General features: G+C 57.5%; 13 protein-coding genes. 8 read left to right on the top strand and 5 right to left on the bottom strand.

Annotation, left to right across the window (positions count from 1 at the left end):
* Positions 1-59 precede the first annotated feature (59 nt).
* Together bioA and VIJ98_RS05890 are read left to right on the top strand one after the other, a co-directional pair.
* Positions 60-1,355 carry an adenosylmethionine--8-amino-7-oxononanoate transaminase gene (bioA, locus tag VIJ98_RS05895; protein WP_323272712.1) on the top strand — a complete coding sequence of 432 codons (1,296 nt, stop codon included), beginning with the start codon at positions 60-62 and terminating at the stop codon, positions 1,353-1,355.
* 29 nt (positions 1,356-1,384) lie between these two features.
* Positions 1,385-1,861, top strand: a complete 477-nt coding sequence (locus tag VIJ98_RS05890; RefSeq protein WP_323272710.1) for a kinase inhibitor — start codon at positions 1,385-1,387, stop codon at positions 1,859-1,861.
* Positions 1,862-2,612: 751 nt separating this feature from the next.
* On the opposite strand, the gene pgl is transcribed toward VIJ98_RS05890, so the two are convergent.
* Entirely contained in the window at positions 2,613-3,605 is a 993-nt protein-coding gene (gene pgl / locus VIJ98_RS05885) for a 6-phosphogluconolactonase (RefSeq protein ID WP_258144786.1), read from the bottom strand.
* Positions 3,606-3,753: 148 nt separating this feature from the next.
* Here pgl and VIJ98_RS05880 point away from each other — a divergent pair, with 148 nt between their 5' ends.
* Positions 3,754-4,572, top strand: a complete 819-nt coding sequence (locus VIJ98_RS05880) for a pyridoxal phosphatase (protein ID WP_323272707.1) — start codon at positions 3,754-3,756, stop codon at positions 4,570-4,572.
* 97 nt (positions 4,573-4,669) lie between these two features.
* Here VIJ98_RS05880 and modC read toward each other — a convergent pair whose 3' ends face one another.
* From modC to VIJ98_RS05860, 4 genes are all read right to left on the bottom strand, one after another.
* The gene (gene modC, locus VIJ98_RS05875; RefSeq protein ID WP_323272704.1) at positions 4,670-5,728 is read right to left on the bottom strand and encodes a molybdenum ABC transporter ATP-binding protein ModC; all 1,059 of its coding nucleotides are present in this window, start codon (positions 5,726-5,728) and stop codon (positions 4,670-4,672) included.
* A complete protein-coding gene (gene modB / locus VIJ98_RS05870; protein ID WP_008109064.1) occupies positions 5,728-6,420 on the bottom strand; it encodes a molybdate ABC transporter permease subunit in 693 nt (230 codons plus the stop codon). Before modB ends, modC begins: the two co-directional genes overlap by 1 nt.
* Entirely contained in the window at positions 6,417-7,190 is a 774-nt protein-coding gene (modA, locus tag VIJ98_RS05865; RefSeq protein ID WP_008109062.1) for a molybdate ABC transporter substrate-binding protein, read from the bottom strand. The genes modB and modA overlap by 4 nt, the downstream gene beginning before the upstream one ends.
* A gap of 176 nt (positions 7,191-7,366) precedes the next feature.
* On the bottom strand, positions 7,367-7,525 hold the full coding sequence (locus tag VIJ98_RS05860; protein ID WP_007890616.1) for an AcrZ family multidrug efflux pump-associated protein: 159 nt from the start codon (positions 7,523-7,525) through the stop codon (positions 7,367-7,369).
* A 117-nt stretch (positions 7,526-7,642) separates the two neighbouring features.
* On the opposite strand from VIJ98_RS05860, the gene modE reads away from it, so the two are divergent.
* The 5 genes from modE to galM all read left to right on the top strand — a co-directional run bounded on the left by modE (position 7,643) and on the right by galM (position 13,555).
* The gene (gene modE / locus VIJ98_RS05855; protein ID WP_154153307.1) at positions 7,643-8,425 is read left to right on the top strand and encodes a molybdenum-dependent transcriptional regulator; all 783 of its coding nucleotides are present in this window, start codon (positions 7,643-7,645) and stop codon (positions 8,423-8,425) included.
* Positions 8,426-8,501: 76 nt separating this feature from the next.
* A complete protein-coding gene (modF, locus tag VIJ98_RS05850; RefSeq protein ID WP_323272702.1) occupies positions 8,502-9,974 on the top strand; it encodes a molybdate ABC transporter ATP-binding protein ModF in 1,473 nt (490 codons plus the stop codon).
* A gap of 360 nt (positions 9,975-10,334) precedes the next feature.
* Positions 10,335-11,378, top strand: coding sequence for a galactose-1-phosphate uridylyltransferase (galT, locus tag VIJ98_RS05845; RefSeq protein WP_008109054.1), 1,044 nt, complete (start codon positions 10,335-10,337; stop codon positions 11,376-11,378).
* Positions 11,379-12,527, top strand: a complete 1,149-nt coding sequence (galK, locus tag VIJ98_RS05840) for a galactokinase (RefSeq protein WP_154153312.1) — start codon at positions 11,379-11,381, stop codon at positions 12,525-12,527.
* Positions 12,521-13,555, top strand: coding sequence for a galactose-1-epimerase (gene galM, locus VIJ98_RS05835; RefSeq protein ID WP_312663543.1), 1,035 nt, complete (start codon positions 12,521-12,523; stop codon positions 13,553-13,555). Before galK ends, galM begins: the two co-directional genes overlap by 7 nt.
* Positions 13,556-13,608: the final 53 nt, after the last annotated feature.

The following is a 13,608-nucleotide window of genomic DNA, read 5'->3' as shown; positions in this document are numbered from 1 at the left end:
CGACGATTAACGTGGTTATACTTGTAAACTAAATCTTTTTAAAATGGTTTACAACTCACATGTTCACTCAGGACGACCTCAACTTTGACCGCCAGCATATCTGGCATCCCTACACGTCGATGCGCGATCCCCTGCCCTGTTATCCGGTTGTGGCGGCGCACGGCTGCCAGCTGCAGTTGGCCGATGGACGTGAACTGGTGGACGGCATGTCGTCGTGGTGGGCGGCGATTCACGGCTACAACCATCCGCGCCTCAATCAGGCGCTACAGCAGCAAATGACGCAGATGTCGCATGTGATGTTTGGCGGCATTACCCATCCGGCGGCGGTGGAACTGAGCCGCCAGCTGGTTGCCATGACGCCTGAGGCGCTGGAGTGCGTGTTCCTCGCCGATTCAGGTTCGATCGCCGTCGAAGTGTCGATGAAAATGGCGCTGCAATACTGGTTGGGACGCAACCAAACGCGGCAGAAATTCCTCACGCTGAAGCGCGGCTATCACGGCGATACCTTTGCCGCGATGTCGGTGTGCGATCCGGAAAATTCGATGCACAGCCTGTGGCGCGGCTATCTGCCGGAACATCTGTTCGCCAACGCGCCGCAGTGTGCTTTCGATGATGCGTGGAACGAGGCGGATTTCGCCGATTTCGCGCAGCTGGCCGAAATCCACCATCGCGAGATTGCGGCGGTGATTCTGGAGCCGATTGTGCAAGGTGCTGGCGGCATGCGTTTCTACCATCCGCGCTATCTGCAGCAGGTGCGCGCGCTGTGCGATCGCTACGGTTTGCTGCTGATTGCCGATGAGATCGCCACCGGATTTGGCCGCAGCGGCAAGCTGTTTGCCTGCGACCATGCGGGCATCACGCCGGACATTCTCTGCCTCGGCAAAGCGCTGACCGGCGGCACCATGACGCTCTCCGCCACGCTGACCACGCGTGAAGTCGCCGACACTATCAGCCGCAGCGCAGCGGGCTGCTTTATGCACGGCCCCACCTTTATGGGCAATCCGCTGGCCTGCGCGGTGGCGGTGGAAAGTCTGAAAATGGTGAATGAAGGGCATTGGCAGTCGCAAGTGGCGCAGATTGAACAGCAGCTGCGTGCCGAGCTGCTGCCGCTGCGCAGTCATCATGCGGTGGCCGACGCACGCGTGCTGGGCGCGATTGGCGTGATCGAAACCCATCAGGCGGTGAACATGGCGGCGTTGCAACACTTCTTCGTTGAGCGCGGCGTGTGGATTCGTCCGTTTGGACGATTGATCTATCTGATGCCACCTTATCTGATTTCTGCCGCCGAGCTGACGAAACTGACGCAAGCGGTCGGCGCGGCACTGGATGTTGCGGCGCATTTCCACCATGATTGAGGGCACTGCACAACCAATAAGGAGCGATCATGCGCGTAGTTAGCCAGGATTTTAACGACGGCGATAAGATGCCAGAGCGACACGTTTTCAACGGCATGGGTTACCAGGGCGATAATGTGTCACCGCATCTGGCGTGGGAAGATGTGCCGGTGGGCACCAAAAGCTTTGTAGTCACCTGCTACGATCCCGACGCGCCAACCGGTTCCGGCTGGTGGCATTGGGTGGTAGCGAACATTCCGGCAGAAGTCACCGAGTTGCCGCAGGGTGCCGGTTCCGGTGTGGCAGAACTGCCGGAGAGCGCCATTCAGACGCGCACCGATTTTGGCCAAACCGGCTACGGCGGCGCAGCGCCACCGCAGGGCGAATCCCATCGCTACATCTTTACGGTGCATGCGCTGGATACGGATAAGATTGACGTCGATGAAGGCGCGAGCGGCGCGATGGTGGGTTTTAACGTGCATTTCCATGCGCTGGCCAGTGCGTCGATTACGGTGAAGTACGCGTAATAAAAAAAGGTCGCCATGAATGGCGTAATGCCGCTCAGTTAAGCGCAGAGCGGCTTTCGTTCGCCAGGTGCTGAGGCAGTTCCAGCTCCATGCTGCGGCGACCGAGCAGAGGACGCCTGGCCGCGCCCTCTGCACTCCCGGGCCCTGCGCCAGCCCAACCCGCCGCTGCGCGGTACCTTCACTCATTCACGATTCCTGACGGACCGGTGGCGATTCGCTCCTGCTCAGCGCCACCTCTCGCCGCATCCATGCGGCTCGCCCTGGAATCCCTCACTCGTTCAGCGTTTTGGGATGTCGCCTCAACACCCGCGCTGCAGCAGTCGTGTGTATTCTTAACTCAAAATCGCTATAAATCCCGTAGGGTTGCCATTCATGGCAACCTGGTGCGCATAAATGCATTCCCTACGAAAAAACCAATTCGGGCACTGTCATCACAGGCGGCGCTATTGCGCGCCATCCGCAGCGCCGAGCGCAGAGTGACGGCCAGGATGAGCCGACACGACGTCGGCGAAAGCGCGGCATGAGCCAGGAAGGCGAATCCGCGCGGTCCGTCAGGACGGAAGGATAAGCGAGGGAACAGCGAGGACGGCGCAAGGCGCGGATTGCTAAGGTCCGCGCCTTCGGACCTTAGCCCGGCCGCCTGCTTCACGCATTCTGAAACTGCCAGATGTTTAGCGGGCGGAACCCCTGCGATGCCAGTTTACCGCTTAAATGACAAGTAGTTGGCCATGAATGGCGCCCCAAAAAGTTATCACAGCTGGTGGATTACCACCCACATTGGGCCTTGTCCTACTGCGTAACGCGCCAGCGGATTAAGCAGGCCGCGCTCCTGAATCTTATACACTTCGATGTGGTGCGATTTTTGTCCCGCTGCCACCAGATATTGACCGTTGTGATCAATATTAAAGCCGCGCGGCTGGGTTTCAGTCGGCTGGTAACCTTCAATCGCCAGCACCGAACCATCTTCACTGATGCTGAACACCGTAATGGTGCTGCTGGTACGGTCGCAGGCATAGAGGAAACGGCCATCCGGCGTGATGTGGATGTCCGCCGCCCAACGCGTATCGCTGAAATCCTTCGGCATCATGTCGAGGCTCTGCACCCGCTCAACCTGGCCGTGCACATTGTTCAGCGCCCAGACATCGACGCTGCTATCCAGCTCGTTCACCACGTAGCCATACGCGCCGTTAGGGTGGAACGCCATGTGACGCGGACCCGCACCTTCAACGGTGGTGACCTGCGCTTGTTCACGCGGGGCCAGCGTGCCGTCTGCGTTCAGTTGATACAGGCAGATGCGATCCTGCTTCAGTGCCGGAACAAACAGCGTTTGGTTATTCAGGTCGATATTGGCGGAGTGGCAACCGTCCAACCCGCTGATCACCTGACTCGGCGCTTGCGGCAAGCCATCGCTGCCAATCGGGCTGATGCTGACGCAGGCATCGTTGTACGAGCCGCAGAACAGATAATTGCCGTGACGATCGGTGGAGATGTGGGTTGGGCTGCCCGGCAGCGGTGCTTCACCGGCGAGGCTCAGCGAACCGTCGGCCGCAATGCGGAACGCCAGCACGCGAAAATTCGGACGAACACCTACATAGAGGAAATCTTTCTTCGGGCTCACCACCATCGGCTGCACCTGGCCGGCAACATCCGTTACCTGCAATAACGTCAGTGCGCCATCTTCCTGCAACTGCCAGGCATGAATCTGCTGGCTCTCGGGACTGGCGGTATACACGACTTGTTTCATGCGTTTTCCTTATTCGCTGCCTGATGAAAGGGATAACTGTAGCGCGTTTCATTTTGTCGCGCTGGATTCATTTGTGCCCTGTTTTTTGTCTCAGGGCCGCTGCCGGGTGTAGACTCAATGCTTTGCCAACTTCCGGACGGAAAGTGTAATGAGCTACCGCGTAATCGCCCTTGACCTCGACGGCACCCTGCTGACCCCGAACAAAACCATTCTGCCTGAATCCATCGAAGCGCTGGCCCGCGCGCAACAGGCGGGCGTGAAAGTGTTGATCGTCACCGGTCGCCACCACTGCGCTATCCACCCTTTTTATCAGGCACTTAAGCTGGATACACCCGCAATCTGCTGTAATGGCACCTATTTGTATGATTATCCGGCGAAACAGGTGCTGGCCGCCGATCCACTGGATAAAAGCAAAGCCGCGCGTGTGATTGAGATGCTGGACGAGGAGAACATCCACGGTCTGCTGTATGTCGATGATGCGATGCTGTACCAGACGCCAACCGGCCATGTGACGCGTACGTTGAACTGGGCGCAATCGCTGCCGGAAGCGCAGCGTCCGCTGTTCCTGCAGGTGCCAAGCCTGGCGCAGGCGGCGATTGACGCTGATTCGATCTGGAAATTCGCGCTGTCGCATCCCGACACCCGCGCGCTGCAGCAGTTTGCTGAACGCACCGAAGCCGAACTCGGTCTGGCGTGTGAATGGTCGTGGCACGATCAGGTGGATATCGCCAAAGGCGGCAACAGCAAAGGCAAGCGTCTGGCGCAGTGGGTTGAAAGTCAGGGCTTTAGCATGCAAGACGTGCTGGCGTTCGGCGACAACTACAACGATCTCAGCATGCTGGAACAGGTGGGATTAGGCGTGGCGATGGGCAATGCCGATGACGCCATCAAAGCGCGCGCCAAAAAGGTGATTGGCACCAATCTGGAGCCGGGCATCGCCGAAGTGATTTATCAGGAAGTTTTCTAGTTAACCCTCCGCATCAACGCATTTCGGTCACCATAAATGGCGACCCTACAGATGTTTGGTGCGGTTTTGTAGGGTCGCCATTTATGGTGACCTTTTGTTATGCCGCTATCGACACGCTCTTAATCTGCGCATACAGCCACTGATCGGGCCGGATGCCCAACTCATCCCGCGCCCACGGTGAAATACGTGCCCACAACTCGCTGATGCCAATGCGCAGCTTCACTTCCACCTGATCGTCAATCTCCAGCAGCTCAACCACCTGCGCCGGTAAAATATTGCGGATCGAAGTATTGTGCGGCGGCTGCAAGGCCAGCGACACATCGGCCGAGGCGATACGAATACGCAGCGGCGTTTTCAGCGGCTGATTCACCCTGCTCACCCAAATATGCTGATCGCCCAGCGACAGCGCGGTCATCGGGTAATCGGGATGCTGCTCCAGCACCTGCACGCGTAGCACGCTGGTGCGCTCGGCGAGCGGCAGCCACGGACGCATCGCCGAACTGCTCCACACTTTCTCCAGCGGGCCAAATGCTTTCACCTGGCCGGCATCCAGCACCAGCACGTTGTCCGCCAACTGCAGGATTTCATCGAGGCTGTGCGACACGTAAAGAATCGGGATATCGACCTGCTTTGCCAGCTTTTGCAGATAGGGCATCAGCTCACGTTTGCGCGGCAGATCGAGCGATGCCAGCGGTTCATCCATCAGCAGAATATCGGGCGCGGTCAGCAAAGCGCGGCCAATTGCCACGCGCTGTTTTTCACCGCCCGAAAGCGACGCGGGATAACGCGTTAGCAGCGACTCTAAACCGAGCAGCGCCACCAGCGCGTTGAACTGCGGCTTCATTGAGGGCGCCATGCCGTATTGCAGATTGCCGCGCACGCGATAGTGCGGGAACAGCCGCGCATCCTGAAACACATAGCCGATACGGCGCTTCTCTGGCGGCAAATTCACGCGCGTGTCCGAATCGAACAGCAGGCGATCGTTTAACTCGATGCGCCCGCTTTGCGGCTGGGTTAATCCGCCAATCGCGTTAATTAACGAGGTTTTGCCCGCGCCCGATACGCCGAAAATGGCGGTGATGCCGCTGGCGGGAATGTTGACGTTGACGTCGAGCAGATGATCGCCCAACTGCTGAGAAAGATGCAGATTTAGCATTATGCCGCTCCCAGCCGTTTACGGCCCCAGCGCGCCAGCAGCTCAGACGCCACCAGCGACATCAGTGCTAACGCTATCGCCACTGCACAAAGTCGCGCTGCGGTGCCTTCCGCACCCGGCGTTTCAATCAGGGTGAACATCGCCGACGGAATGGTGCGCGTCTCGCCGGGAATGTTGGAGACAAAAGTGATGGTGGCGCCAAATTCGCCCAGCGAGCGGGCGAAGGCCAGCACCGTGCCGACAATAATGCCCGGCAAGGTGAGCGGAAGTGTGATGGTGAAAAACACGCGCCAGCGCCCGGCACCCAGCGTGCGGGCGGCCAGCTCCAGTTTGGTATCCACCGCTTCCAGCGCGAGACGAATCGCGCGCACCATTAGCGGAAACGCCATCACCGCCGAAGCGATCACCGCGCCGCGCCAGCTAAAGGCAAAGGTGAAGCCAAACCAGTCATACAGCCATTCGCCGATAAAACCGCGACGGCCTAAAGCGATCAGCAGCAGATAACCCACCACCACCGGCGGCAGCACCAGCGGCAAATGGACGATGCTATCCAACAGGGTTTTGCCCGGAAAACGGCAGCGCGCCAGTATCCAGGCCATCATGATGCCAAACGGCAAGCTGCAGATCACAGCTACACAAGAAACTTTCAGGCTGAGAAAAACGGCCTGCCATTCGGGATCGCTCAATATCATTTCTTCGGCGTGAATCCATACTGTTTAAACACGGCAGCGGCATCCGGCCCCTGCAAATAGTTGTAGAAGGCTTCTACCGTTGCGTTCTGATGTTCTTTGACAATCGCCATCGGATATTCCACGGGCTTGTGGCTATCTTCCGGGAATCGTCCCACGACCTGCACTTTTTGGCTGGCCACCGCGTCCGAACCATACACGATGCCGTACGGCGTTTCATTACGCTCAACCAATGCCAGCGCGGCACGCACATTATTAGCCGGCGCTAGCTGCGGGGATAAAGCGTCCCACGCGCCGAGTTTTTGTAATGCTTCTTTGGCATAAATGCCAGCGGGCACGTGATCCGGATCGCCCACCGCCAGCCGCTCGCCTTTCAGCAGGCTTTTCCAGTCGGTTTTGCTGTCAATCGTGACCGCTTTAGCCGCGTCGCTTTTCGGTGCAATCAGCACCAGATCATTGCCGAGCAGCGTATAGCGCGTGCTGGTTACCACGCTGTTTTTCGCCACTACATCGTCCATCCATTGCTGATCGGCAGAGATGAACAGATCGGCAGGTGCGCCCTGATCGATCTGGCGCGCCAGCACCGAAGAAGAGGCAAAAGAAGAGACCACTTCTACGCCACTTTTCTTCTGATACTGCGTCGCAATTTCCTGCAGCGCATTGGTCAGCGATGCCGCCGCGAACACGGTAATTTTTTCTGCGGCCACGGCGTGACCCGCCAACGAAACGCCTAAGACGGTTGCAGCAGCCCAGCGGTAATTGATTGTTTGCATTTGTTGCTCCTTGTTACGTTATATATTTGATAATACAACGTGAGCACAAAGCATGTCAGCCGCTATTTGGTGACGTAGGGTCGCCATTTATGGCGACCTGGACGATGGGATATATATCGGCAGGATTTTACAGAAGTTCAGAAACAAAACGCCCGCAGGAAGCGGGCGTTGAGAAATTAGTGTTGTGAGCTGTTGGCAGGACGATCGTCGCGGCGGCCAAATTTTGAGATGACGTTGAAAACTTCACCCAGGCCGTAAATCAGACCGAGCATAATAGCCATCACAATCGGCACCATGATGATAGCCACAGCCAGGCTTTTTAACAGTTCCAGCATGGAAACCTCACGCAGAAAATAAAAAAGTGATTGTAACGGTTAGCGAAAAAAACGCACTGCCCTTTTCGTGCTTTTACTTTAGGCCTTACACTGGTCAGATAAACCTAAGGAGCTGACATGCAGGCAGAACTTTCTCTCCATATTCGTCTTCAGCAAAAGCTGTTTGCCGATCCGCGCCGCATCGAATTACTGAAACGCGTGCAGCAAACTGGCTCGATTAGCCAGGGCGCGAAACTGGCGGGCATCAGCTACAAAAGCGCCTGGGATGCGATCAATGAAATGAATCAGCTGGCCGATCAAACGCTGGTGGATCGCGCGACCGGCGGCAAAGGCGGCGGCGGCGCGCAGCTGACGCGTTATGGCGAACGCTTGATTCAGCTGTTCCAGTTAATGGAGCAGATTCAACAGAAAGCCTTCGATGTGCTGCAAAACGACAGTTTGCCGCTCGACAGTTTGCTGGCGGCAATTGCGCGCTTCTCGCTGCAAACCAGCGCGCGCAATCAGCTGTTTGGTACGGTGCTGGCCAGCGATCATCAGCAGGTGCAGCAGCACATTGAGGTGCTGCTCGCTGATGGCGTGACGCGCCTGCAAGTGGCGATCACCGCCCGCAGCGCTGAACGGCTACAGCTCGACAGCGGCAAAGAGGTGCTGGTGCTGATTAAAGCGCCGTGGATTCACGTCAGTCACGCCGCCGACAGTAGCGATAATCAGCTGGCCGCGCAGATCAGCGCGATTGAGCCAGGCGATCAGGTTAGCGAAGTATTGATGGCGTTGCCGAGCGGCGAAACGCTGTGCGCTACCGTCACCAATGACGCGGTGAAACAGCAGAATCTGCAGGTTGGTGCCAGCGTCACCGCCAGTTTTAATGCCGAACACGCCATCATCGCCACACTGCTCTGAAATCCACGCCATGATTTGACTTCGCCTGCATCGCTGGCTAAAACTGAGCAATACGATGCATAAAACGGAATAGATCATGGCTTCATTGCAAATTTCGCAAGGCACGTTTCACCTTAGCGACACCCGAGCACTGTCCCTCAACGATTTAACTCTCAACAGCGGCGAAAGCTGGGCGTTCGTCGGCGCCAACGGCAGCGGCAAGTCATCGCTGGCGCGCGCCCTCTCCGGCGAGTTGCTGCCCGGCAAAGGCAGCGTGCAGCAGAATTTTCAGCGCCGCACGCGTCTTTCGTTAGAGCAGCTGCAAAAACTGGTCAGCGATGAGTGGGAACGCAATAACACCGATCTGCTGAGTGAAGGCGAAGACGATACCGGCCGCACCGCCGCGCAAATCATTCAGGACGAAGTGAAAGATGAGGCGCGCTGTCAGGCGCTGGCGCAGCAGTTTGGCATCACTTATCTGCTTGATCGTCGCTTCAAATATCTTTCCACCGGCGAGACGCGCAAAACGCTGCTGTGTCAGGCGCTGATGGCGCAGCCGGATTTGCTGATCCTCGATGAACCTTTCGATGGGTTAGATGTGGCGTCGCGCGCCAGCCTGGCGCAAACCCTCAATGATCTGCATCAAAGCGGTTTTAGCGTGGTGCTGGTGCTCAATCGCTTTGATGATATTCCTGACTTTGTCGAGAAGGTTGGCGTATTGGCGGAATGCACGTTAACCCACGTGGGCGAGCGCCGCGCGATTCTGGCTGAAGCGCTGGTGGCGCAGCTGGCGCACAGCGAGAAACTCGAGGGCATGGCGCTGCCGGAAGCGGATCAGCCGGATCAATTGCCGCAGCTGGCCGAAGATGCGCCGCGCGTGGTTCTGCGCAACGGCGTGGTGTCGTACAACGATAAAGCGGTAATTGATGGCCTGAACTGGCAGGTTAATCCCGGCGAACACTGGCAGATTGTGGGGCCGAACGGCGCGGGTAAATCTACCCTGCTCAGTTTAGTGACCGGCGATCATCCGCAGGGTTACAGCAACGATTTAACGCTGTTCGGCATCCGACGCGGCAGCGGTGAAACCATCTGGGATATCAAGCAGCACATTGGTTATGTCAGCAGCAGCCTGCACCTCGATTATCGCGTCAGCTGCAATGTGCGCACCGTGGTGCTCTCTGGCTTCTTCGATTCGATTGGCTTGTATCAGGCGGTGTCCGATCGGCAAAAAGCGCTGGCGCGTCAGTGGCTGGCGTTGCTCGGTATGGATAATCAGCTGGCCGATGCGCCGTTCCACAGTTTGTCGTGGGGACAGCAGCGGCTGGTGTTGATTGCGCGCGCACTGGTGAAGCATCCTACGTTATTGATCCTTGATGAACCGCTGCAAGGACTGGATCCGATTAACCGCCAGCTGGTGCGTCGCTTTGTCGATGTGCTGATTGGCGAAGGCCGCACACAACTGCTGTTTGTTTCCCATCACGCCGAAGATGCCCCGCAGTGCATCACCCACCGCCTGAGTTTTGTCGCGCAGGAACAGGGTTACGGTTTTCTGCAAGAGTCGCTGCGTTAATTAGCGGTCGCCATGAATGGCGACCCTACGAAGGCCTACCGTGCAATAAAGCCATTGCCAAAATAATTCGTGCTGCTGCAAGGCGGCAAGCAGGCAAGTCCCCAGGAGCTTACATCAGTAAGTGACTGGGGCGCGCATGCGCAGCCAACGCAGCAGCAGTTCGAAGTATGAAGGCAATGTAACCGCTACCATTTCATTGCCTGGTAAGTAAGCAAATAGCACTGATAACCCCACAAAATGAGAATCGTCACCTTGTGTAAACGATACCATTTATCCAGACTGGATCACGCTTTCACGCTGGTCTTTGTGCTACTTTGATCAAAATCATTTTTATCTGTTTGCCGTTTACCAGGACTCATCATGGAAAAATTTAACCCGGTCGATCATCCGCATCGCCGTTATAACCCATTGATCGATCAATGGGTGCTGGTCTCACCCCATCGCGCTAAGCGTCCGTGGCAAGGCGCGCAGGAAACCCCGGCGCTGGAGCAGCTGCCGGCGCACGATCCTGACTGTTTCCTCTGTGCGGGAAACACTCGCATTACCGGTGACAAAAACCCTAACTATAAAAGCACTTACGTGTTCACCAATGACTTTGCCGCGCTGATGACCAACACGCCAGACGCACCGCAGAGCGACGATCTTTTGATGCGCTGCGAAAGTGCGCGTGGCACCAGCCGGGTGATCTGCTTCTCGCCGGATCACAGCAAAACGCTGCCGGAGCTGCCGCTGAGCGGACTGGAAGATATCGTGCGTACCTGGCAGGAACAGACCGCCGACCTCGGCCAGCACTATCCGTGGGTGCAGGTGTTTGAAAACAAAGGTGCGGCGATGGGCTGCTCCAATCCTCATCCACACGGTCAGATTTGGGCCAACAGCTTCCTGCCGAACGAAGCGCAGAAAGAAGATGACCATCAGCGTCACTATTTTGCCGAGAAAGGCACGCCGATGCTGGTCGATTACGCCGCGCGTGAAATGAATGATGGCAGCCGCACGGTGGTAGAAACCGAACACTGGCTGGCCGTGGTGCCGTGGTGGGCGGCGTGGCCGTTTGAAACCTTGCTGCTGCCTAAAGCCCATGTGAAACGCATCACCGATCTCACCGAGCCACAGCGCACCGATCTGGCGCTGGCGCTCAAGCAGCTCACCAGCCGCTACGACAACCTGTTCCAGTGCTCATTCCCCTATTCAATGGGTTGGCACGGCGCGCCGTTCAACGGCGAAAGTAACGATCACTGGCAGCTGCATGCGCACTTCTATCCACCGTTGCTGCGTTCAGCCACGGTACGCAAATTTATGGTTGGCTATGAAATGCTGGCCGAAACCCAACGTGATTTAACGGCGGAACAGGCAGCTGAACGTCTGCGTTCTGTCAGCGATGTCCATTTCCGCGAGGCGCAATAAATGTCATTAAAATCCATTACTCAACAGGTATTCGCTGACACCTTCGGCTATCCAGCCACGCACAGCATTCAGGCGCCGGGCCGCGTCAATCTTATCGGCGAACACACCGATTACAACGATGGCTTCGTGCTGCCGTGCGCCATCGATTATCAAACCGTGATCGCCTGCGCCAAACGCGACGATCGTCAGGTGCGCGTGATTGCCGTCGATTACGACAATCAGCAGGATAGCTTCTCACTGGATGCGCCGATTGAGCCGTTGAAAGAGCCAATGTGGGCCAACTACGTGCGCGGCGTGGTGAAACATCTGCAGAAACGCGATGCCAGCTTTGGTGGCGTCGATATGGTGATCAGCGGCAACGTGCCACAAGGCGCGGGCCTGAGCTCTTCGGCGTCGCTGGAAGTGGCGGTCGGCACCGTATTCCAGCAGCTGTATGCATTGAATCTGGACGGCGCAGCGATTGCGGTGAACGGTCAGGAAGCGGAAAACCAGTTTGTCGGCTGCAACTGCGGCATCATGGATCAGCTGATCTCCGCGCTCGGTCAGCCGGATCACGCCATGCTGCTGGATTGCCGCACGCTTGGCACGCGCGCGGTATCGATGCCGGAAGATGTCGCGGTGGTGATCATCAACTCCAACTTCCGTCGCAGCCTGGTGGGCAGCGAATACAATACGCGTCGTGAGCAGTGCGAAACCGGCGCGCGTTTCTTCAATAAACCGGCGCTGCGCGATGTGACGCTGGAAGAGTTTGAAGCCTCAGCAGGCGAACTGGATGCGTTGGTAGCCAAACGCGTGCGTCACGTCATTACCGAAAATGCGCGCACGCTGGAAGCAGCCGATGCCTTAAGCGCTGGCGACCTGAAACGTATGGGCGAACTGATGGCCGAATCGCACGCCTCGATGCGTGACGATTTCGAAATCACCGTGCCACAAATCGACCAACTGGTTGAGATTGTGAAAGCAGAAATCGGCCCGCGCGGCGGCGTGCGCATGACCGGCGGCGGATTTGGTGGCTGCATCGTGGCGCTGATGCCAACCGATCTGGTCGATGCGGTGAAAGCGGTGGTGGCCGAGAAGTATGAAGCACAAACCGGCATCAAAGAGACCTTCTACGTGTGCAAAGCGTCCGCAGGAGCAGGCCAATGGTAAGTGATGTGAATTCACACGCGCCAGACGGGCAACCGTGGCGCATCACTGTGCTGCGCAATCGCAACGGCATGGTCGCGACCTTTATGGATTGGGGCGCGACCTGGCTGTCAGCGCGCGTGCCAATGCTGGATCACAGCGTGCGTGAAGCGCTGCTCGGCTGCGCCACGCCGTCCGATTATCTGCATCAGGATGCCTATCTTGGCGCGACGATTGGCCGCTACGCAAACCGCATCGCCTCGGCCGAACTGAAGCCGCTTAATCTGTTGCTGGCAGCGAATCAGGGCGCACATCAGCTGCACGGCGGGCCGGAAGGTTTCGATAAACGTCGCTGGCAGATCATCAGTCAGAGCGAAAGCGAGGTGCACTATCGCCTCGATTCGCCGGATGGCGATCAGGGTTATCCCGGTAATTTAATCGCCGATGTCATCTATCAACTTGATGATGATAATTGCCTGTCGATTCGCTACGAAGCGCAAACCGACAAGCCCTGCCCGGTCAACCTGACCAACCATGCTTACTTTAATCTTGATGCGCATCATGGTGATGCGCGTCAGCATCGCTTACAACTGCACGCCGATCGTTACTTGCCGGTGGATAGCGAAGGTATTCCTAACGCGCCGCTGAAAGAGGTAGCGGGAAACAGTTTTGATTTCCGCCAGCCGAAGCGCGTCGCCGATGAGTTCCTCGCCGATGACGATCAAAAAGCGGTGAAAGGCTATGACCACGCCTTTTTGCTCAACACCGCTGGCGACAGCAGCCAGCCCGCCGCCCATTTGTGGTCTGCGGATGGCAAGCTGGAGCTGAGCGTGTTTACTGCCGCCCCGGCGTTGCAGTTCTACAGCGGCAACTATCTGGCGGGAACACGCGCCCGTGAGCAGGACAGCTATACTGCTTTCCAGGGCATCGCTCTGGAGAGCGAATTTTTACCGGATTCGCCCAACCATGCAGAGTGGCCGCAGCCCGATTGCTGGCTGCAACCCGGCGACAGCTGGCAGTCCGTGACGCGTTATCGCTTCACGCCGCACTGAGCCACCGGATGAAAAACGCGCACTGCGCTGCCGACAGGCTTACGCAGTGCGCT

Origin of the sequence: Pantoea sp. S18, assembly GCF_045689705.1 — a bacterium.
Taxonomy (GTDB): Bacteria; Pseudomonadota; Gammaproteobacteria; order Enterobacterales; family Enterobacteriaceae; genus Pantoea; species Pantoea symbiotica.
This window is presented reverse-complemented; position numbering and strand designations above follow the sequence as displayed.